Raw genomic sequence first — 23626 nt, 5'->3', positions numbered from 1 at the left:
TCTCTCCTATAATACACCAATTCCATCGTTTGCAACAAAATTTCGTCTGCGAGAACCTCGCGCAGGCACGTGGAAGAGGAATCTGCCCCGGAGACGAAGTCCGCAGACGGACTCCGGCGGACGCATCCTCCCGGAGCAGCTTCTTTTCAGATATTTCGCGACAAGCTCCTGTAACAGAAAAAGCCCGGTTCCATACGGAACCGGACCCGATGCGTTCATCCATGAACAATGCTCTTATTCATTACTTGTTCAGAGCGTTCTTTGCGCACTCAGCAACCTTGGTGAATCCCTGAGCGTCTGTTACTGCCATATCAGCCAGAACCTTACGGTTCAGGTCAACGCCTGCTACCTTAAGGCCGTGCATCAGCTGGCTGTAGGAAATGCCGTTCATACGAGCTGCAGCGTTGATACGAGCGATCCAGAGCTGTCTGAACTGTCTCTTTCTCTGCTTACGGCCAGCGTATGCAGATGCAAGAGCTCTCATAACAGACTGCTTTGCTACTCTGTACTGCTTGGAACGAGCGCCTCTGTAGCCCTTTGCAAGCTTTAATACTCTGTTGTGCTTCTTTCTGGCATTTAAGCCACCCTTAATTCTTGCCATTGCTTTATATCCTCCTCAATCCTGTCAATTATAAGTACGGTAAGATCTTCTTCATTACCTTGCTGTTTGTGATATCGGTTACGATATCCTTTCTCAGGTTTCTCTTTCTCTTAGAAGTCTTCTTTGTCAGGATGTGGGACTTGTAAGCTTTATTTCTAACAAGCTTTCCTGTTCCGGTTTTCTTGAAGCGCTTTGCAGCTGCACTTTTTGTCTTGAACTTCGGCATGATGTAATTCCTCCTTGAATCAACGATTGATTATTTTTTTGCAGAAAGGAACAGAACCAGGGTTCTGCCTTCAACCTTGGCCGGCTTATCGATCACTGCGATATCCGAAACCTTCTCCGCAAAATCATCAAGAATGTACTTGGACTGTGTCATGTGAGCCATCTCACGGCCACGGAAACGAAGTGTGACTTTGACCTTGTTACCTTTTTCGAGGAACTTTCTTGCGTTGTTCATCTTGGTATTCATGTCATTGTCATCGATGTTCGGGGACATACGAATCTCTTTCACCTCGATTGACTTCTGCTTCTTTCTGGCCTCTTTCTCCTTGCGGAGCATCTCATACTTATATTTGCCGTAATCGATGATTTTGCATACCGGCGGCTTCGCTGTCGGCGCAATCTTTACCAGGTCAAGCTCAGCCTCTCTGGCAAGTTTGTATGCGTCCTTAGAGGACATAATTCCGAGCTGTTCTCCGTTTTCACCAATCAAACGAACCTCCTTATCACGGATCTGTTCGTTAATCATTAAATCGCTAATGGCCGTGTACCTCCCATCAATTAAGCCAAATACATGTTGCGCCCGTCCGTCCGCTCCTCTGCACCGCCGAAAGGATTCCTTTCCCTGCGGAGCGGTCGTGTCCCGCCGGATCATTCCGGCAAAACAAGCAAAACTACTATGCTCGGAAAAACCTCGCCAAGCAGTTTTCCATAGTACGCACTAAGCTCGGAAAAACCTCGCTACGTGCTCCACTAAAAAAAAGAAGCGACCGGACAGTCATCCGCTCACTCTCATAGTCCATGACTGCAAGTTCGGTGTTCAAGTACCGATACCTGCCGCATTTACCATATGAACCCCGTGTCACCTTCTGTGATGGGGTGAGGTGGATAACCTGCTTTCCTGATACTGTGTTATTCACAGCACGACTATCATATCCTATCCACCTCATATTGTCAACCTTATTTTCCGGGAAATCCGTTTGATTTTCCATCCGGATGTTATGTACGGTCCTTTTCTTTCGCCTTCCGCGTCATTTCCGGCCAGATCGTCACAAGCATCGTGCCGTAACATGCCACGCCGCCCAGCACATTGGAGATTGGCTCCGCCGCAAACACGCCATCCGTTCCCATGCCGAAGACGCCCGGGAGAAGAAGGGTGAGCGGAACGACAATCATAACCTTGCGGAACAGTGAGAAAAAGATTGCCTGCCGCGAGCGGCCGAGTCCTACCGCCACACTCTGGCCGGACATCTGCAGTGCCATGAAAATATATCCGAAGAAATACGTCCGGATGGCCGGAATCGCCGCGGAGATCAGTTCCGGCTCCCGGTTGAACAGGCGGATGAAGAAATCGGGGAAAAACCAGACAATCAGCCATACCGCCCCGGCGTAAACCGAGGTGACCGCGGTTGTAAAAAGGATTCCACGCTTGACGCGCCCGTACTCTTCCGCGCCGTAATTGAATCCAAGGACCGGCTGGGCGCTGTGCGTAATACCGTGAACCGCCTGCTGTGCAATCTCGCGGACAGAGGACACAACCGTCATGACGCCGACATAAAGGTCGCCGCCGTACGCCTCCAGGGTGGAGTTGCAGCACATCTGTACAATGCTGTTCGTCGCCAGCATGACAAAACCGGAAAACCCCAGCGTCACAACCTCTTTCGCAATGCCCGGATCAATGGCAAGCACATATTTTTTCCGCAGTTTCAGGATGGTCTTCTCGCCTGTGAGGAATTTCAGAATCCAGACTGTCGAAACAAACTGGGAAAGAATCGTCGCAAGCGCCGCTCCCTGCACGCCCATCTTCATTCCGAAGATAAAAACCGGATCCAGAATAATATTTGTAATGGCACCGAACAGCACCGTCATCATGCCAATGGTTCCGAAGCCCTGCGCGTTGATGAACATATTCATGCCGAGCCCCGTCATGACGAAGACATTGCCCAGCATATAGATCATCAGATATTTCTGCGCAAACGGGAAGGTCTGGTCACTGGCACCGAGCAGAAACAGCATCGGGCGATGTATGAGAAGAAGAACCACCGTAAGAAGAAGTCCCGTTCCCAGAAGCATCCCGAAAGAATTCCCCATGATCTTCTCGGCCTTGTCATTGTTGCCGCTTCCTCTCTCAATGGAGGACAGCGGAGAACCGCCCATGCCGAACAGATTGGCAAATGCGCCGACCAGGGAAATGATCGGAAGACACAGACCGAGTCCGGTCAGCGACAACGTTGCGTCTTCCGGAAGCAGTCCGATATAAACACGGTCTACCACGTTATAGAGAATATTGACCAGCTGTGCCATCGTCATGGGGATCGCAAGGCTGAGAATGTTCTTCGCCATGGACCCCTTCGAAAAGTCATTCTGTCTGTTTTCCTGTTCCATAATTCCCCTCCCGGCTCAGCCGGACAGCCCTGCCTGTCTGAGCTGCCTGACAATATCTGACCGTGCATCCCGCAGAACAAAGAAAACCGGGGAAACGGCAACGTGCATTTCCCCGGTTTCTGCTGAATTGTAATTGTATCCGCGGCTCGTCAGATAAGATAAACTAACTGTCTTTCATGCAGAAGAGAGAATATCACGTTCCGTGGATCACGTCAAGAATTGCCGCCGGAGCTCTTCTCTGCGGGCAGGAGACGCAAATGCCGCCTCTGCCGCATTGACCAGCATGTTCTTTTCCTCATCCGGGGTAATTCCGAACGTCTCTTCCACATAACGAAATTCTTCGGATAGCGTTGTCCGCTCAATCGCCGGATCATCGGTATTAATCGTCACCTTGATTCCATTTTTCAGGAACGTGCGAATCGGATAATCTGCCATATCCTCCACCGCATGGGTCTGCCGGTTGCTGGTCGGCGCCATCTCGAGCGTGATGTTCTTCTCACGGATCAGGCGCATCACATCCGGATCCTGCGCGGCACGGATACCGTGACCGATGCGGACCGCTCCCATCTCGATTGCGCAGCGGACGCTCTCCGGCCCCGCCGCCTCACCGGCATGAATCGTAAACGGAATGCCGTAGTCCCTCGCCTTCGCGAAAAGCTCCCGGTAATCCTCCGTCGGGAAAAGTCCCTCCGCCCCGGCCAGATCCAGCGCTGTCACACCGCCGTCATCCACCAGAAACTCTCTTGCCAGCTCAACCGTCTCCAGATTCTTTTCTACCGAAGCGCCGCGCATGCAGCAGAGGATCAGGTTTGCCGGAATCGGTGCCTCGCGGAGTCCCTCGACCGCTGCCCGGATGACATCCCGCTGTGTAAGTCCCTTCTCTGTGCTCAGCTGCGGGGCAAAACGGATCTCGGCATAGATCACGCCGTCTTCCGCCATGCTCTCCAGAACAAGCCGAACCGCCTCGCGAATGCCGGTCTCTGTCTGGAGATAACGTACCGGAAGTTCAAAACATTTCAGAAAATCATTCAGATCCACACTGTCCGGCGGAAGCGAGATCATCTTCTCCAGATCCCGGTCATCCGATGCCGGCAGCGGAAGATTCTGCAGTTCCGCCAGTTTCTTCAGGATATCCACGGTAATCGCACCGTCCAGATGTGCGTGGATATCAATATACTTTTTCCTGTTTTTCCGGATTTTCATAATCTCATTCTCATACCGGTCTTCCGCATTGAGAAGCTCATTTTCATCGACATCGCAGCCGCCGAGAAAACACCCCCTCATCACATCGGTGACCTGTAGTTTCGCCTCGGTATTGACCGGTTCGGTCATCCGGATGGTGGTGAGGAGATTGCCAAACCCTTCCGCGGCATCTGAGGTCCTCTCCCCTTCAAACGCGATGCAGGCAACCGCATCCGTCTCCTCTTCAAAGATAAAACTTCTCAGATCCGGATATTTCATGAGAAATCCCGTCCGCTCGTACATATCCATCATCCAGTCGGCAAGACGGCTCCAGATCATCAGCCGGACAAAATCCGCCTCTTTTTCGGTCTGCTCTTCCAGATTCAGATATTCCAGCGCGTTTCTCCCGGGGAGGAAGGTATAATAGACCGTCCTCTCTTCCTCGTTGATTTCGAGAATTCTCGCCGCTTTCATATACTTTTCGCGAAGGAGGCGACAGTATCCGACCGCATCCAGCAGTTCTTCCCTTGTCCGGTAAATGCGCCGCACAGCATAGGCAGACGGCTCCATTTTCTCCGGATTCGACAGACCCGGTTCCGTCTCCCGGATCTTTACCAGGACCGCCCGGTGTCTTCCGTTGGCAAGTTCTCTTACTTCTCCCAAAATATCCATCGTCTTATCCTCGCTTCATTCCTGTCTGTCATTCACAGTCATTCCATGTCCTCAGTATAACGCAGGATAATCCGAAATGAAAACCTTTACTCCGAAACTCTCTTTACAAATGCTCTCACCGCTTCGAGATCCGCCTCGTCCGGATGCCCCCGGTGCAGCAGATGGAACGAGCCGCGGCAGTAGAATTCATTGTCCGCGACCTCTACGCCCACCCGCGCTGCCGCCGCTTTGACAGAGACACAGGTTGAGCGTCCGAGAGCAGATGTGCTTACATTGACGATTTTCCCGATCCGCTCCGCATTCTCTTCAATAAACCGGAGCACATGCCGGTCCGCTCCGCCCCAGTACATGGAATTGCACAGAAAAAGAACATCCGTCTTTTCCTCGAGCGGATGATCCACCGTCAGCGCAGGAATATCCAGTTCAAGCGCTATTTCTTCCGCGATCCTCCGTGTATTGCCGGACTGGGTGTAGTACCGAACCGCATATTTCCGCTCTCCGTTCGTTCTCTCTTTCGCCTTTCTCACCGCCTGCTCTGCTGCCGGAACGCGAATTCCCATATTCCGTATGGATGCGACGACCTGCGCTTCCGTTTCGTCTGCCTTTGCCGGATCCATCACAGACTGTGAGATACCGTTCAGGATTACAATATACATCCGAAATTTCCGGCACAGCTCCGGATCCTCTGTGACATCCCTTCGCCCGGAGACATGTTCCTCCGTAATCTCGGGTTCTCCCGTTTCTTCAAGATAAGCGCGGAAAACCGGTGATTTTTCCGCCATTTGCCGAATCATGACATGCTCTTCGAGGAACAGCTCCGACATGACGCGGCCCTTGGTCAGGAGAACTCTGGTATACAATTGCTCCGAAAGGCGGTTGTGATGTTTTTCCACGTATTCGTTGATCGAATTGCTGAAATCCACAACCAGCTCTTCAACGTCATGCATCATTTTCCTGTCCGGCACCATTTTGCCGTGTCCGGAACCATCCATTTTATGCAGAAGGCGCTCCGCGTAATGGCTGTAGGCCGCGAACCGCTCATCATTGATATTCAAACCGATTGCAGAAGCCATCTTTTTCAGCTCCAGCAACAGTTCTCTATAATTTTCCATATATATCCTCCCGCCTGCTCTCCAAAAAATCCTCAGCGCGGTATCCTTCCGATTATATCCTTTTTTTATTATAGTGATTCACATTCACAGAAGTTTCACACAATAAAGCAATAAAACCGATTATTTTTTTGACAGTATTTCACGTTTTTCTCCTTCCCTGCAGCATTTGATTCCATCTGCCGGACCGGTTCGAACTGCGGCAGCAAACATCAAAGCACAAAAAGGAAATTTGACATTCTGCCGGAAATTGCGTTATACTAAGAAACGGACTATGTGTCCACGGGAATAATCTCGTAGATAAGGGGCAGTAACGGTTTCGACAGGGACTTCGAAGCTGGTGAAGCTATCCGCATGCAATGCGTTAAATGGCAAAATTAAAATTAAACGCTAACAGAAATACTGTAGCTCTCGCTGCCTAATCGCAGCGTGTGTCAGCCTTAGAGCACTCACACTTTAAGAATCTGGCATCGAATATGTGAGAAACGACGATGAGAAGGTTCCGCATCATCGGGCGTATCAGGAACTACTGAAACTCTGAGGGTGTCTATCCCCGCGGGGCAGAGGGAATGTCAAAGGACAGACTATGATAGTAGAAGAACAGGGGACAGGTTTTTGGACACGGGTTCGACCCCCGTCTGCTCCACGCAAAAGAAGGTATCCGGCCATCGCGGCCCGGATACCTTCTTTTTTTCATTGATATTTTCTGCATCCATTTCAGCATCGTGCACATCCTCGCGGAGCGTATTTTGCGGCATATGGGATTTTCAGAGAAATATCCTGACATTGCAAAACAGGGCGGGCACCTTTTCCTTTCGGAATCGGCACCCGCCCTGTTTTTTTAGTCTTTCCGTTCAAAACGTTTCCGGTAGATCGTCCAACCGGTCAGACCGAAGATCGCAAGCGCTGCCGTTGCAGCCTCACGCTTCATCTGCCGGTCATCGCCGGTGCGCGGCACCTGGTGCGTCCCCGGAGTCCGGTGATTCGTTCTCCAACTGTCCGAAGGAATGCCGTTAGCCACTGCGGATAAGGAATCCTTCGTCTCCTCATCCGACTGACGGATCGCCTTCTCGACCATCGGCTCCGGCATGAGGGTCTCGGTAATGATCTTACCTTCCGTCTGGATTTTCTCCTCAATCTCCTTCGCCGGTCCCTCCGGTATTCCGGAAGAACGTTTTCCGCTTCCGCCGGAATGTTTTCCGCCGGAACCCGAACCGCCTGTGCCTGAACCGCCGCCGTTCAGAACACGGCTGTTGATAAAGGTAACTTCGACATTGTCGCCGGTGATGAACTTCGCAGCACTTCCGTCGCCGGAATGCGGCATGCCTTCCTGCATCTGCGCTGCTTCGCTCACCTCATAGGTCGCCTTGTAATTGCTTCTTCCGCTCTCGCGGATTGTGTATGTCACCGGATATCCTTCCACCGTCTCGTCCGGAAGATTCTCCACCACTGCGGACCAGCCGTTCTCTTTCGAGAGCGTCACCGTCCGGGTCAGTTCCTCCAGATCCACCGCCGTGTTCTGTGCGGAAGCCGAAATTGTGACATCGACCGAATCGGTTCCGATCTCGGTCTTTCCGGCCTCATCGGTCCATTTCTTGGAGAGCGCAATCTTCACCGCATGGCTGGTATTCTTCCAGTCAGACCGGTATCTGCGCACGCCGAGAACCGAACCTTCCTTCAGCTCCGAGCCGTCTTTTCCGACTGCCTGATAGCTTCCGACAAAGTCTCCCTCTTCGTAATTCCGGAGCCGGACTTCCGCCCGGTTGTTCAGGACCATACGGTCCTCGACCGCACGGTACTCAAACATGCTGTTCTGCAGCTTACTGCCGCCTCTGGGGGCAAAGAAGAGAAATGTCTCATATCCCGGATCATATAACGGCAGGCCGTCCACGCGGACCTCCGCTCTCCTCGATGCGCCGAGAACTTTCGGCATCTCTGCCTCAAATTCCACGGGTTTGGACGATTTCTCATCCGTAACCCAGACATACTGCCAGCTCTCATCCGAGCCCGCATGGCGTCTCTGGAGCCGGAACACGACTTTGTCGATGCTCCTTGCAATCACCGGGATTTCATTGTCCCAGTCCACCGAGATGGTAAGGTCGGTAGTGTCCGGCGTATTCACAGCGGTCAGCTGAACCGGAATGATTGTCCTTCCGTCTGCGTCCTGCGTCATCTTCCGGATGTCGGAAGAGGTAACCGCGGAGGATGCTTTCTTCTCATAAGAAGTCTTATATCCCTCCACCGGCCGCTCCGTGATCTCATAGGTCACCGGAACGCCGGAAAGCCCCTGCCGGAATGCCGGCAGTTTCTCTATTGTGCGGGACCACACCGTCTTCTGATCGCGCTCCTCGTCGCCTTCGCCGACATGGAACCAGTAGTGATCCCCGTCATCGTCGCTCTCTTTCAAAGCGCCGTCCCTGACAGCCTCGCTGCGCTCCGCTCCGTCTTCGGTCCAGTGCGCGGTGAGTTCAAACTCCGCGTAATCCGGCCGCGCACCGTGGAATATGGTGTTCCACTGCTTCCGGATCTCCACCTTCGTCTCCGCCGGAATATGGCGGTTGATGATGGTAAGCTGAATCTCCCCGTCTGCAGTCAGTGCAAATGCCGCCGGCTCTTTGACTTCTCCGGCAAACAGCGCATCAAGTTTCTGATACGGCACATAGCCCGGCATTTCATCCACTTCTTCTTTCACGGTATACCGGAATTCCGTGCCGTCCGCATCGCGAACCGGAAGGTTTTCCCAGGAGACAGAGGTCCAGTCGCCCTCGCCCCTTGCCTTCTGGTCTTCCAGTCTCCGGTCAAATGCCGCCGGCAACTGTTCCGACCGTCCGCCGGCTTCTCTTATCAGATGAAGCGTCACGGCATCCGGACGGATTCCGTCCCGGTCGCGGTCATCATCCCAGACTTTCGTCGCGGTGATGCTTCCCGTGATCAGCCGGTTCGCAATCGTTCCGGCTTTCGCGCCTTCCGACTGCGCCCCGGTATCTTCCTCGTCATAGGTTGTGCGGTACCGGTACGGGTTCAGACTGCCCTGATCGGTCAGTGTGCCCGCTTCGGCAATGAGATTAGCGCCGTCATTCTTCTGACGGGTCAGTTCCAGACCGGCCTCCACTGCCCGGTATCGGAGCTCTTTTCCGTCTGCCGTGTGCGTCGGAAGCTTCGTCCAGGTATGAGACCAGTTCCGCGCCGCGTCCTCATCCGGAAGAAGCGAAATCTCTTCCGCCTTCTCCGTGGACCCGAACTTCACGGTCTGCCACTCGTCCGAACCTTCTTCCTGCTTCTGCAGAACCGCAAGAACGCTCTTCACATGGCGGTTCACGCCGGTAGGATCGTCGTATCCGTCCTCCCAGACTTTTGTCACCTTAAAGGAGGTGGTCTTTAACCGGTTGGTAAATGTCACCGCAGCGTTTTCCGGTCCGCTGCCGTCCGCGTTCAGGCATCTCACCGCCTGCTGCAGGTGATCGGACGGACTTCCGGCCGCGTCGACTGCCTGGTAGCCGGCCAGCGAATCGCCCTCCGCTCCGCTTTCCGAAACAACATAGGTGATGATCTCTCCGTCCGGAGTCTTCGCCGGAAGGTTCTTCCAGGTGTAACTCCATTTGTCTCCGCTCTCATCCGCGGAAGTGCTGTCCAGAAGGAACTCTCCGTCTTCGGCATTTGCCCCGAAGAGTCCCGCCCACAGGGACGCGCTTTCAAATCCGGCATCGCGAACGCCGGTTTTCTTTGCGTTCAGTCCGTCGATGGCAATCTCCTCGCCGCCGTTTCCGTCCGCATCCGCTCCGATCTTCGGAATCACCGTGATCTTCAGCTTCTTCGGCCGCGTACCGTAGCGGTCATGGTCGTCCTCCCAGACTTTCGTCACAGTCAGATCGCCGCGCATAAAGCCGTTTTCCAGCGCTGTCTCTTCTCCCTGTCCGATGGATACGCCGTCGGACTCCGGATAGGAGACATGCGGCTCATAGCCGCTGGTTTCGGTTTCCCTTACGCGGTAGAGATAGGTATCTCCGTCCGCATCCGCCATCGGAAGACCGCTGAACTCTACGGTCACGCGCTCCGGGCCGGAGACGGTCCGGACGACCACGCTGCCGATCGTCTTGCTCTCTTCCGTTTCGGTACTGCTTCTTGCAAGAAGGATCGTGCCGTCTCCGTCCGTGTCCGCTTTCAGCGGTACATCCTTCCAGTCGGCATTTTCCCATCCGGCGCTTCCCGGCACGAGTCCGGTATCCGCCGTCCGCTGAAGCATCAGGGACGCCGAAGCCGGGCCTTTTGTCCGGTCAATGTTACCATAGCGGAATTTCTCCGCATCCGTCCGGTTTTCACTGTTCTCATCCGTCCACGTCTTGGTCACCCGGATCCCGGATGTCTTCATACGGTTCGTGAGAACATAGTTTCCGGATTCCGCCTGCAGAACGCCGACACCGTAAGAATAGGAGTCGGCCTTTCCGGTATCGGTCACCGCCGGCACATATCCTCCGGTTTCCGGATCAATGAAACGGTTGTCCGAAATCTCCTCACGGACACTGTAGATGATCGGCGTTCCGGCACTGGTCGGGTCACTTCCGACTCTCTTCTTGAGCGGAATCGCCTCGGTCCAGCCGCCTTTCCAGCCGTTCTCTTTGGTGAGAATCACCGGTGCCACGGTGACTCCGTTGGTGTCGACGGCAGGTGCCGGCTCCGTAAGTTTCCCGTCCGCTCCCATCCAGGAGGCATAGAGACGGGCCTTCACCTGTGCCGGGCGATCGCCCAGCAGGTTTTCGCCGTCGCCTTCCCAGCGTTTTTCCACATGGATCTCCACCACGTTCTGTCCGTGGTTGTTCGTGAATACCACCGTGGTCGGCGCTGCTCCCTCGCCGGCTTCATTCAGCTCGGCAAGCGCAAAGTAGCCGTTTCCTTTTTCCGGTTTCTTCCGGTCAGTTCCGTAGAATACCTTCCCGGAAGCGGTATATTTCTCGATGGTTTCCGGCTCGCTGACCGTGTAGCGGATTTTGTTTCCGTTCAGGTCGTAGACCGGAAGTCCCGTGAGCGTGCGCGTCCAGGAACCGTCTTCTGCAGCATCGGCAGCGGTCAGCGTCAGGGTAATCTCACCGTTTTTCACAGTGATCCTTCCGTCATCCGACGCAGCCGCGGCAGCTAAGACCGCCGAAGCCGGAATGGAGATCGTCTCATAATCGTCCGCTCCGCTCTTTGTGACCGCCGCTTTTACAGTGACCGTCACGTGATCCGGGCGATGCCGATCGAGGTCATCCTGATCTTCCCAGATCTTCCGGATCGCAAGCGGCGCCGTAATCGCGGTGTTGGTCAGGGTGGAACGGAAGCTTCCGTCGTCCGCCTTCACGGACTCCGTGTCCGCATCGGACGTGATGACATAGTTTCCGATCCTTGCACGCTCTGCCGGCTCCGTCTCTCCGTTTACCTCCGGAGTCTCGCGATTCGCCGAAACCTCCGTGCCGTCATTCAGGCGGTAAGAGATCTCGCGGATCCGGTATTCAACGCGGTTTCCGTCTGTGTCAAACATCGGAAGCGCGTCTTCGCCGGACCATGAAACACTGTCCTCCATTCCGGTATGCGCGGCAGTCTTCTGAAGGAGCGTTTCTCCGGAGGTGCCCGATGTTTTCACATCTTTCCAGTCCGAATCTTCTCCTGCTCTGCTCTGCACACCGTAGGTCACCGAAGCGATCGTCTTTCCGAAATTCCAGTCATCCGTCAGTGCGCCGCCTTTCCAGATCTTCGTTCCGGTCAGCGTCACACTGGACAAGGTATTCCGAAGTTCCTGCTCCAGTACGGTCTTCCCGTTCACTGTCTTCTTCTCCGCAAAACGGTCCGCCGGATCACCGGCATCCGAAGCTTCCGTGTAATAGATCGACTCCCCGTTCTGTGTTCCCACCGGAATCTCCTGTCCGGAAGCCGTATCCCCCTCTGACGCATAGAGGAGCTTTCGCTCGACCGCGCGGTAGCGGAGTTCTGTTCCTGCCGGCGAGATCTCCGGAAGGCCGGAGAGCTGAATTGTATAATCCGCATCCTTCTCTCCTCTTGCCAGAGAAATGCCGTCTTCGGTGACGATCGTTCCCGCAAAACCGAAGGTTTTCAGTTCCGCGGCCGTGAGGGCCCGCGTGTTCTGACTGGTTTCCAGTTCCGCGGCCGTGAGGGCCCGCGCGTTCTGACTGTCTTCTTTCACCTGAATCTCATAGAGAACCGCAGCCGGTCTTGTTCCGTAGCGGTTTTCCTGATCGTCCCAGGTCTTCTTTACCGAAAGGGACGCAGACTTAAACTCGTTGGTTACCGTGAGTTTATAAGCCGCATCGTCCTCTGCTTTCTCCTGCTCTTTCCGGACCTCAGCCGCGGAAACCGGATCGGAGAAGACCTCCTTTGCGGTAAAAGCGTCCGCCCCGAGTTTTACCGACTCGCGGAGCCGGAACTCAAAGGCCGGCGTGCCCGCAAGGTCATGATCATCGGCGTGAACCGGAACTCTGATCCACTGAAGTCCCTTCGGATCGGCCGTGTTCAGGGCTCCGCTGTCTGAAACCGCAGGGCTGACCGAGAGGGCATTGTCCTGGGTGAATCCGGTCTTCTTCGTGCCGTCTTCATCCTGAACCACATCCTTCCAATCCCCGGTCCCTGCCTCACGGTACTGAAGGCTGAAGATCATTTTCAGCGAATTGCCCTCAAAGTATTTCTTCAGCGCAGCCGGTACGGCGTTTTCTGTTCCGTCGTAGTCTTTTCCGGCAAATCTCCAGAGTTTCCGGATTGAGAGCGCGATGGTGTCAGCGTCCCTTCCGTTCTTAAACCAGACCGTATCGCCCTTCACTTCGCCGGCGGAAGCGCTCTTCTCCCCGGCTGTATACGCCGGAAGCGCTATTTCCGTCTGATCGGTATCCGCGGTATAAGCACCTTCATTCCGCTTCACCTGATGTCTTGTATAAGAAGCGGCACCGTCTCCGGAAACATCCTCCCGGATCCGGTAAGAAGCCGCCTCGGCGGTTCCCTCCCGGAAGACCGGAAGAAGATATGCCGGAAGATCGGCATTTTCTGTCTTTGTGCTCTTCCAGAGATTCGCTTCTGCGTTTCCTGCCTCTTTGGTGGAGACATTGTCCCCGGTCAGCTCGACATCCGCATAGACAGCCGACGCTTCCGCGGAGCCATCTTCCTGCGCGATCCGGAATGTCATCTTCTCCGGACGCACACCGTCGCGGTCAAACTGGTCATCCCATTCTTTGAAGATCTCCAGACTCCGCACCGGAATGCGGTTGACGCAGACAGCGGAATCGGTTGTCGAATCCGAGTAGAAGCCATTGACCTCCGCCGAAGCAAAGAAACTCTCCTCTCCAAAACCGGAAGTGACCGAACCGATTTCAGTTTCTGCCAGAAGGCCGTCCACCGTTCCGTCCGCCTTTACACCGGAGCGGAGAATCGGCGCGGCGACACCGCCCGCTCCATCCGGATACGCCATCGCGTACTCGAAGAAACGGTAATGGACCTCGCGGTATTCCTTGCGGTATTCACCGTCCACCGGGATAAACCGCGGAAGACCGGTCATGGTCAGCGAAGTCTTCGTCCTGTCGGCTCCGTCTCCGTAATACTTCCAGTCTGTCCGGCTGAGAGTCATTTTCCGCTCAACCGGATATCCGGCACCGGAAGCGGTATCTTCCGTCAGAACCTTCCAGGCTGCAGACGCTTTTTTCGAGTCATCCGACAGGTCATCCGTCGTATAGGCGATCCGGAAAGTCAGTTCCTCCGGAATGCCGCGGAAGCGGTCCGCAAATGCGATCTGCTCCGCCGTCAGCTCCGTGCCTGCCTGATCCGTCAGTTTCTTTCCGGAAAGTGTCACAGTCGCAAGACGGAACTCATTGTTCAGTGTCAGAACCGTATCGGTCTGCGCGGCCGCTCCGTCTGCGCGGTAAACATCGCCGGAAACGTGCCGCTTCGTATAAACCCCGCTCCACTCAACCGGAAGAGCAAGTTTTCCGATATTCTCTGCCTCCGCGGTATCCTCGGCATCCGCCGGCATGTGGAACGCGCACTCCGCATCCGCAGAGAGGTTTTCTGCCGCGTGATAGGTATAAACCGCGCCGTCCGGTGCATACTTCGGAAGTCCGGAAAGCCTTGAATCGGTCTCTGCTGCCGGGGTTTCTGTCGCCGAACCTTCTGCCGCTGTTTCGCCGCTGACAGTCCAGCCGTGTTCTTTCGTCAATGTGAGGTTCGCCACCGTCTCCGGCTCATATCCGTCCGCCGTGCGGTAAACCGTCACATGAAGCTCACCCGGCATATGGTCCGCGCCGGCGCTTCCCGAAACGCCGTCCTTCCACTCTTTCTTTACGATGAGGGTAAGGTCATTGCTGTAGTGGTTGATCAGTGCCGCCGTTCCCGATCCGTTTCCGGAAGCGGTCGCGTCTGTGCCGTCGGCATTTGCGTCCGGCGCTTTGACATTGACAATCGGAACCGTGTTTTTGGCGGTCTTCACCGTCGTCTTCTGTCCGTCCTGCTCCGTCTCGGTCAGCACGGCATAGGCGGTTCCGACCACCTTCTTAGCGGTATCCGGGTCTTCCTCCGCAATCTTATAGAGATACGGGGCCCCGTCCGGTCCGTAATACGGGAGCTGATCGAAGGTGATCTCCGACCGGTATCCCGCCTCCGCAAGACCGGAAAAATCCTCCGGATTCAGCGTGACGGTCTGTTCCGCCGCTTTCAGCCAGGTTTTGGCCGTATCATAGGTCAGCGCGGTTCCGTCCATTCCCATGCCGACGCTGCGGTAGAGAACAAATTTAACGCTGACCGGTTTGGACTTCTGCACCGCGGTCAGCCGGTCAAAACCTTCCCAGTTTTTCTCCGCCGTGATGCGGTAGTTGAGCGGCGGATCATAGGTATTCGTCAGCGCGATGCTGTTGGTCTTCTCGCTGATGGTGCCGTCGCCCTCTCTGTAAAGCTTTCCGACCATGTCTGCCTGAGCTTTTCGCTCATCGGAGAGAAGATTCGGCCACTCTGCCTTGCGGGCGGCAAACGCTCCGTCGGTTCCGCCCTCTTCCTCTTTTGCATCCGGCTCATCCAGCTTGTACAGACGGGAGAGCTCGATCACCCGATACCTGTACAGACGGCCGTTCCCGTCATAGGCAGGCAGCGGGCCGAAACTGTAGCTGTCCTTCTTCGAAGTCAGCTCCACGAACATCGGCTCCACGTGGCCGTCCACCATGTTGGAGATCAGATTTCTGTTCTCATCATACTTTTCGGTGCACGGCTCATACGGCCCGTAAGAAACATTGCCGCTCGCGTCCGTGCCGCGGTACTCCGCCCTTGTGAGGACGATCGTGATGGTCGGAAGGTGTACCTCGCTGAGGGATACGGTTCCCTCCGGGAGATTCCAGATCTTCTTTCCGAAGATGGTCCTGTCTTTCACCGGACGGTTCACAATGGTGGAAGAAATCTTCTTCTCACTGTCAAAGACCGCCGCGATCCGGTTATCCTCTTCTCCGTTTTCGGAAACATTCACCAGCGAAAGACGCTTTTCCTCGTCGATGGCAAAGCCGTTGTCCTCTTCCGTCGGCTCTCCGGAGAACGCTCCGACGATCTCATAGTCGCCCTGCGCATCCTGGAACTGCTCGACAAAGTAATAAGTATATTCGTCACCGGCTGCAGTGTAACGCGGAACATTCTTAAAGGTGTTCACCCACCAGTGGCTGGATTTGATCACCCAGTCATTGTCAAAATATCCCGCCTCCTCGGTCACGTCCTTTCTGTCTTTGCTGTTATAGTATTTCCGGTAAACCTTCATATAGATATCCGGTCTCCGGTTAACGGTCTCGGCATCTCCGAGATCCATCCAGTACTTGTTGACGCTCAGGCTGAAGGTCTCCGTCAGAACATTGTCAAAGGTCACATTCTGAACATCACCGGTGTGGTGCGGACCGATTACGTATTTGCTCTTATCTTCCTCCGGCTGATTGGAATACGTCAGGTCTCTTCCGTCATTCGTCTTCGTTGTAAAAGAACCGCCGGTCACCTGGGTCTCAGTTGTCGTTCCGTCCTTCTCCGTGGTGACATGATCGGCACGGACATTGTAATGGTAAATATCTCCGTCCTTGACGTCGTATTTCGGAAGTTCCACAGAGACGGCATGCCATGTATCGCCGGTTTTTCCTTCCTCCGCCTTCACTTCCAGATCGATCGAAGACTTGCCGTCGCCGTTGATATGGTAGACAAGCGTCGCCGGGCGGGCGCCCTGATGGTCGGAACCGTCCACCCATTTGTTGGTCAGGTCAATGGTAAGAAGACCGATACGACGGTTAGTAAGCGCAAAGTCATACTCCGTATCACGATCCGCCACCGGAAGGACCGCATAGTTCTGATCCGGCGTGACGGCGAAGTCCATTTCCCTGGCCTTATTGCCATCCAGATAGTACTCCGGATAGGGGTTCTTCGGGTCCGCCTCCTCCTGCGCCATGGAATCCTTTGTGATATAGCGATAATTCACATTGTTCGGATCGGTCTCACTGTCGTAACCGATGCCGGTCTCCACGACGCGGAAATAGGAATCTTTTCCGGTTTTCCACGCAGCCTGCAGATCGATCTCCGTTCCGCCGACCGTCGCTTTGTCCGGCACGCTTCGGCGGACATACTGCTGGTTCGGCTGGATAGTCCCCTTATCCACGGTCCTCCAGTCCTTCTCACCGTCTGCGTTGTACTGAAGGGCAAAATGTACCGTCTTGTGATAAATGGAATCGCCGCCGTCGATCCACCGGTTGGTCACTGTGTAGCTGGCTTTTCCGGTGATTCTCTTCGAGTTGGTGAACACCGCCCGGTCCAGACTGTGTTTTTCTTTGATCTCCGTGCCGGTCACAGCCTGTTCATTTGTACCCTCATCCGCGGTGTTGGAATAATCCAGATAATACAGTTTCTTAACGTCCGTGCCGTCCTCCAGTTTTACTTCTGCCTCGCTCACGGTGTAGTGGTACTGTTTTCCTTTGTCGTCATAGCGCGGAAGGGCGCCCTCCGACGGAATATCGTCCTTGCGTGTTGTCAAATCCGCATAGGAGTCGATCAGAAGCGTATCATCATAGGTGACGCTGTAAACTCTCGCTGCAGCATTATCGCCGGAAGATGAGTCCGCTGGCACCTCATATTCGGTCTTACCCTTGTAGGCCGGATCTCCGGTGAACATCCTGCTTTCATTCGGATTTCCGGAGTCGTCCTTTTTGTATTCCGCGGTGTAGTCCACGGTTCCGATCTTCTTGCCGTCCCGGTAGACGGTAAAGGTGATCACGTTTTTGGTTCCCTGACCGTCCGCCGCATACGGAAGTACGCCGTTGGGAAAACGCTTGGTGATATAAACCTTCGCGTCACCCTCCAGCTTGTTGGTGATGTTAATGAAGTTGTTCCCGTCATCGGACACGGTATGAAGGTAGCGGTAACCGGTGTGGGAGATGACATACTGTTTGCCGTGTTTGTCTATCTCTGTGATCACCGCCGCCGGCTGATCGCCGTCCTCCTCAAAACGGATCTCCGCTTCCTCCGCGTAGTACTTGTATTCTTTGCCGTTCTCGTCATAGCGGGAAAGCCCCGTAAATGCCGTACTTGTAATGCTCTTGGTCTCTGCATTGAACGGTCCGAGTTTTTCCGTCTTTGCCTCGTTTCCGTTGTTATAGGCATCATCATCCTCATAGAGAGAGTCCACGTTCGCGTCGTCGGAAACCTTAAGTTTTTTCCTCTTCAGTTTTAACGTCACCCAGGACTTCTTGTCGGCTCTCGCCGCATCGATCCATGTCTCCTTCACGGTGACATCCGTGGTTCCGGTGAGCACAAAATGGAGCTCATTTCCGTTATAGATAAAGTTTGATCCGGATTTTTCGTCAAACCATCCGTTTTCCGAAGAAGCAGCATTATCATTTGAGTTACCGATCTGTTCCTTCTTTCCGGCGTGGCGCTCCAGTTTGATGGCATCGCCGCTTTCCAGCGTTCCCGCTGAGGTTGTCGCCAGCTTCAGGAAATAGACATACGGATTTCCGTTTTCATCAAACGCGTTCAGATATTTCTGTTCCGTCCCGGAACCGTCCTCCGGAACGCGGATATTCTGAATCTCATTTGCGGCCGAATCATTTGCCAGACTGACCGCATCCACGTTCGGGACCGGAGACGCCGTCTGGAAGCTCTTTCCCTCCACGTCGATGTAGCGGTAGAGAACGCCCTGATATTTCGGACGACGGTTCCCGTTATTCTCGTCGTTATACTTGTTCGCATCGTTCCAGACGTAATTCATCGTGAAGGACGTCTTTCCGGTCAGCGCCAGATGAAGTTTTCCGCCGCTGTACAGCTCTTTTTCATTCATGCTGTCATTGGACTCGTCCGTGTTCTCACAGTACGCGCCATAATATGCGCCGGAGACATTCTTGAAAAGCTTCAGGCCGTCCGCGGTCTTCAGCTCGAACCGGGAAACCGCCCGTGATCCGATCAGCTTATCCTCCTCCGCGAGTTCCGGGAATTTCAGCGTGTAGACATACGGATGGTTATTCGCGTCAAAGCCCGGCGCATCCGGAAGTGTGATCACATCCTCTCCGGCTTCGGTCCGCTCGCAGGAAACCGTCACCTGCATGCCGTCTTCAAACGCAGCGGTATTGGAAGCGCTATCCACCGCCGCCTCTTCCGTCTTCTGATCCAGGGTTCTGGTCAGCACCGTCCCTTCCGGGAAATGATCCAGTTTCGGCCTGGTTCCGTACTTATCACCGTTATCTCCCCACTCCGCGACAGCCCGGTAATCGGATTTCAGGGTGTGAACGAGAATCTGATTGTTCTCCGTCCGCTCTTTGTTCGTGTCATACCGGCTCGTATAATCAAGCTTCCGGCCGTCTTCCAGCGTGAGGTAAGCGTTATCTCCGTCCACGGCAAGGCGGTATTCCACCTTCTTTACCTGACCGCTTCCATAGAAATATCCGTAGAGCTTCTGGACAAATTTGTACTCCCAGCTCATGTTATTGGATTTTTGGAGACCGATTCCGCTGTCGGAAAGAGGATGTTCCGCAGTGAGAATCTCCGCATTTGAGAGATCCAGTCCCTTGCGGCTTCCGGCTCCGGCGTCGAAGTAACAGTCGCCGTTTTCGTCTTCTTTCACATCTTTCCACGCGTCATCGTCATTTTTACCCTGAATCCGATACTGAAGCTTCAGTTTCGGAAGCGTCAGATTCGTCTTCGGGTTGTTATTGTCATTCCAGCGCATATCCAGAAGAACGCCTTCCTGCGACGGCATCTGGACCGTATACTCCATGGTCTTCGAAGCGTCATCCAAAACCTTCTCCAACTCGGACCCAAGAGCCTGATAGCGGAATCCCTCCGCCTCTGCCGCGTCATTATCGACGGACAGCTTCAGTTCTTTGGAATCGGAATAGGTCTTAATGGTCAGCGTTTTCGGAGTTTCCAGATTGACACGGAAAGACAGCGCCCCGTTGCCGAAGGAATATCCTTCCTGTGTACTGTCAGCCTCCCCGTCGCCGGTTACGGAAAAACCATCGACCTGTGCGCTCTCCCCTTCCGCAAAACCGGTCACCCGGAAAGGAACCGTAACATTCATGTTCTGCGGATAAAGCGAAAGCTGAACGGTATATGTGATCTCTTCTTTCTTATTATAGTTAAGGACGAGCACCGAATCTCCGGTAAGAGCGGACGACTCCGCCGCACTTTCCGCACGGTATCCGGTCCGGCTCACTGCTGCCACCGGAATCTCTTCGCCGTCCATCCGGAGAACCGCCCCGTCGAAATCATATTTGTAGATCTTCGGCGCGTTCTCTTTGTCGAGGATTCCGTCTTCCAGACGATCCGCGATCTCATACGAGATGTTTTCCAGATCTTCCGCCGGAATCTCCTCGCCTTCGCACAGGTATTTCACCTCCACGCGGACGTCGCTCTTTTCCCAGCGAAGGGATGCGTACATGTTTTCGAAATGATCCGAATTCAGTTCTGCCGCAACGTCTGCCCGGTAATCCTCATCTCCGGTTTTTGACTCATAGTGGACAGTGCAGTCATCATTTCCGATGCGGACGCTGTCGATTCCGAGTCCAAACGATACGGAGAACGTCTTGTTTTCCGCCGCAGTCTCGTCCGTCACGGCGCGGGCGATCACCGTAAAGTCGGTAATTGCGGCCGGAAGCGTAAAGCTTCCGTCTTTCACTTCCACGATCTCAGGATCTCCGTCTTCCGGCAGGACTTTTACGCCGAATTCCACGGATACATTTTCTCCGTCTGTTCCGGTTTCCGACTCCGAGATAAGCTTTGCCTTCACATCGCGAATCACATAGTTGATCCGCGCGTCATCCGGAACCGTGTTTTCCGCCTCTCCGGAACCGGAATTTTCTTCACTGTGTATTTTAAACTCATGGCTGAGGCCGTTCTCTACCGCCGTCATGAACGCGACTGCAAATTCGGAGAAATGATCCGCCTTGACCTCCACGCTCTTCTGCGCGGTATCGACAGCTGCCGGAAGCATTTCCGCATCTTTCTCTTCGCCGAGATGGAAGACGGCAATGCGCTCCTCGCCCTTTCTGATCGTGGTCATATCGAGGCGGGAGAAGCGGACGCTGACCTCGCCGTTGGACGTATCCGGCTGAATCTCATTTCCATCCTTGTCAAGAATGGTGAGATCGAATACATAGCTGCGGACCAGGGACGGTTTTTCCTCGTTCCCGGTCTCATCGTTCTCCTCTTCCGCCGCGTCGTTTTCGCCGATGGTATCGCGAAGCACACGGTCAATGGTCTTTTTCCGGTAATCCGCCACCTTTACAGCTTTCAGAGAGCTTCCTGCCGGAAATACCCCCGCCGGGGCGCTCACCTGAATGCGAACGCCGTCAATGGTGATATGCTTGTTGAATTCCGTGGACTGCGCTTCTTCGCGGCTGATTCTGACCGCAGCAAACACGCCGGTCTCTTCCGTCCGGAAGGAAACCGTCTTATTCTCTTCGTCCGTCTCGGCGTCGTCTTCCGGGATCATCTCCGCCACGGGATAATCCGACGACTCCGGGAAGATGTCGTTCACGGCGTCGATGACCGGTCTTACCACCGCATCGCCAATCCGGTCGAAGCCGTCTTTTACGCTGCCAACAATACCCTCGCGGGCTTCGTCCCGGATCGGTGCTTTCTCCGCCGTCTCCGGTTCAGACCTGTCTTCTGTGTCATCTTCCGCGTCATCTTCCGCTTTGGCCTCTCCGGCACTCAGGGCGTCATTCTCCGCCGGCATTTCATTTTCCTCATCTGAAATTGCCCCCTGCTTCTGCTCCGGATCCGACAGGCCGTTGTTCTCCTCCGCATCGGATAATCCCAGCTCGGACGGATCGATGCGGAACACATGATAGCTGCTCTCGCCTTCCGCCACGCCGTCCATGTTCACCGGCTCCACGCTCACGCGAAGTTCACCCTCGGACGTATCCGGGGTAACGGTTTCTCCGTCCCGGTCCGTCAGGAGAACTTCGAAAGAATACAATTTCTCGATCTCCGGAAGTTCGATATACTGTTCTTCCGCATACCGGCTGACGCCTTCCTCCACGGAACCGCGGACCGTCTTTTTCGCCGCTTTTCCCCTGATCGGACGCACGTTCAGTGTTGTGCCGGCAGGAATCACTCCGGCCTCGGCATCCACCGTCACATTCACCGGACCGCTCTCGCCGCCGATATGGCGGACCGTCTTATGAAACGGAATTGAACCGTCATCTACCGTCACGGTGATCTCCGGCATTTCTGCCCCGTCTCCCGGAACAAGTCGGGAGCTTTTCACTTCCGCGCGGAACACATACGTTCCCGGCACCTCCGGGTCGTAGACATCGGACACGGACTGATCCGGGTCAATATTCCAGCGAACCGTCACCGGGCGGAGCTTCATGCCCTTCGGAGCCTCGGAGGAGGAAATGCTTCCGTCCAGCAGTCCGTCAAAATATTCATTCAGTTCATCCTGATCCCAGTACGCGTTTTTCTTTGCTTCGGCTTTCTTTGCTTCCTCTTTCTTTTTTTCCGCTTCTTTTTCTTCCGCCTTCTTCTGTCTCTCTTCCTTCTCTTTGTCCGTCACATCCTCTGCTTTGGTTTCCGATTCCGAAGCGTTTTCCGATATTGTCTCCGCTGCGGCATCGGTCTCCTTTGCGGCTGTGGATTCGCTTTCGGTGTCCGCACCCCTTGCAGATTCAGCCTCTTTTTCGGTCTCCGCTTCTTTTGCGGATCCGTTATTGTTCCCGTTCTCCGCTTCCTTTGCGGACTTGTTGTCTTCTTCGATATCCTCAGCGGCATCCCCGGACTTTTCCGTCTCCGCGTTCGCGTCTTTCTCCGCCTTGTCGCTCTTTCCGGCTTCGTCCGTGTTCGCTTCCTTCGCGGACCCGTTTTCTTTCCCGACTCCCGTTTCCTTTGCGGCTCCGTTTTCTTTCCCGATCTCCGCTTCCTTTGCGGACCTGTTATCCTCTTCGCTAATCTCAGCGGCATCCCCGGACTTCTCCGAGTCCGCATTCGCGTCTTTCTCCGCCTTATCGCTCTTTCCGGCTTCGTCCGTGTCCGCTTCCTTCGCGGACCTGTTATCCGCTTCGATGGCCTCAGCGGCATCCCCGGACTTCACTGTTTCCGCTTTCGTCTCCTTCTCCGCCTTGTCAGCCGCCTCCGTTACTTCCTTATCGGCCTTCCCGGATTCCGTCGCATTTCCGTCCTTCTCTGCCTTTGCGGATTTTGTCTCCTCACCGGCTTCCTCCGTTTTGGCAGCCTTCGTCTCTTTCTCTGTCTCTTCTTCCTCATCGGAAGCGTCCGCTCTCCGGTCTTTGGTCTCATCTCCGGTCGGAGCGATCGCATTGTAGACCTCATAGGCTTTGTCCGTTTCATAGAACGAGTGATCCACCACCACCGCTCGGATGGTCTTTGGGAGATTCAGTTCGTAGAGTTTGGTTCCGAGCGGAACCGTCTGTTCCCGCACCGCATCATCCAGTTCCTGAATCCGCTCAATCACATCGCTGGGTGCATCCTCCCCGCCGGTTGCCGCCAGAACGGTCGACGCGCTTGTATTGACAAACATCAGAACACTCAGCATCAGAGCGGACGCTCTGTTTAAAAAAGATCGTTTCATGAAAAAATCTATCCTCCATCCGGATTATTCGGATATGCAAAGAAAATTCGGCTGCATATTATTAATTTTCAATCCGGTTTATTCTTAATTTCATTTTTCTTCTGAAAACACTCAGAAATTCAATTATACCCGCTTTTTCAGACGCTCGCCAGCGTTTTTCTTAGTCTGAGCAGTCCCGTATTATTGATTTTTTTGAATACTATTCTATAAATCCATACTTATATATCCGTCGATGGAACTATGGTTATCATTTTTTGCAGAGCGTTTTTTTCATAGGGAATTTCGGAGAAATTTCCTCTCCAATTGAGTAGGAGGGAGTGATTAGCTCCCGTCCTCTCACAGCACCGTACGTACCGTTCGGTATACGGCGCTTTCAATAGTTGACGTGCACAG

Annotated in this window: 7 protein-coding genes and 1 other RNA gene; 1 reads left to right on the top strand and 7 read right to left on the bottom strand. The window is 54.3% G+C overall.

What is annotated here, in order from left to right:
- Window positions 1-241 precede the first annotated feature (241 nt).
- The 6 genes from rplT to BR86_RS15260 all read right to left on the bottom strand — a co-directional run bounded on the left by rplT (window position 242) and on the right by BR86_RS15260 (window position 6174).
- Window positions 242-601, bottom strand: coding sequence for a 50S ribosomal protein L20 (gene rplT, locus BR86_RS0110590; RefSeq protein WP_031473744.1), 360 nt, complete (start codon window positions 599-601; stop codon window positions 242-244).
- 28 nt (window positions 602-629) lie between these two features.
- Window positions 630-827 (bottom strand): 50S ribosomal protein L35, encoded by a 198-nt coding sequence (gene rpmI, locus BR86_RS0110585; protein WP_031473743.1) that lies wholly within the window; start codon window positions 825-827, stop codon window positions 630-632.
- Between the two features lie 30 nt (window positions 828-857).
- A complete protein-coding gene (infC, locus tag BR86_RS0110580) occupies window positions 858-1352 on the bottom strand; it encodes a translation initiation factor IF-3 (RefSeq protein ID WP_031473742.1) in 495 nt (164 codons plus the stop codon).
- Between the two features lie 470 nt (window positions 1353-1822).
- Entirely contained in the window at window positions 1823-3208 is a 1386-nt protein-coding gene (locus BR86_RS0110570) for an MATE family efflux transporter (RefSeq protein ID WP_031473740.1), read from the bottom strand.
- A 207-nt stretch (window positions 3209-3415) separates the two neighbouring features.
- On the bottom strand, window positions 3416-5062 hold the full coding sequence (gene add, locus BR86_RS16360; RefSeq protein WP_242841602.1) for an adenosine deaminase: 1647 nt from the start codon (window positions 5060-5062) through the stop codon (window positions 3416-3418).
- Window positions 5063-5148: 86 nt separating this feature from the next.
- Entirely contained in the window at window positions 5149-6174 is a 1026-nt protein-coding gene (locus BR86_RS15260; RefSeq protein ID WP_051684744.1) for an NADPH-dependent FMN reductase family protein, read from the bottom strand.
- A 301-nt stretch (window positions 6175-6475) separates the two neighbouring features.
- On the opposite strand from BR86_RS15260, the gene ssrA reads away from it, so the two are divergent.
- Window positions 6476-6820, top strand: a transfer-messenger RNA (tmRNA) gene (gene ssrA / locus BR86_RS15730).
- A 192-nt stretch (window positions 6821-7012) separates the two neighbouring features.
- Here the strand turns inward: ssrA and BR86_RS0110545 are convergent.
- Complete coding sequence (locus tag BR86_RS0110545; RefSeq protein ID WP_031473735.1) at window positions 7013-23233, bottom strand: Cna B-type domain-containing protein; 16221 nt, start codon at window positions 23231-23233, stop codon at window positions 7013-7015.
- Window positions 23234-23626 lie beyond the last annotated feature (393 nt).

This window comes from [Clostridium] aminophilum DSM 10710 (genome assembly GCF_000711825.1).
In the GTDB taxonomy this organism is placed as follows: domain Bacteria; phylum Bacillota; class Clostridia; order Lachnospirales; family Lachnospiraceae; genus Clostridium_R; species Clostridium_R aminophilum.
Note: the sequence above shows the minus strand (reverse complement) of the source record. Positions and strands in the feature narration are given on the sequence as shown.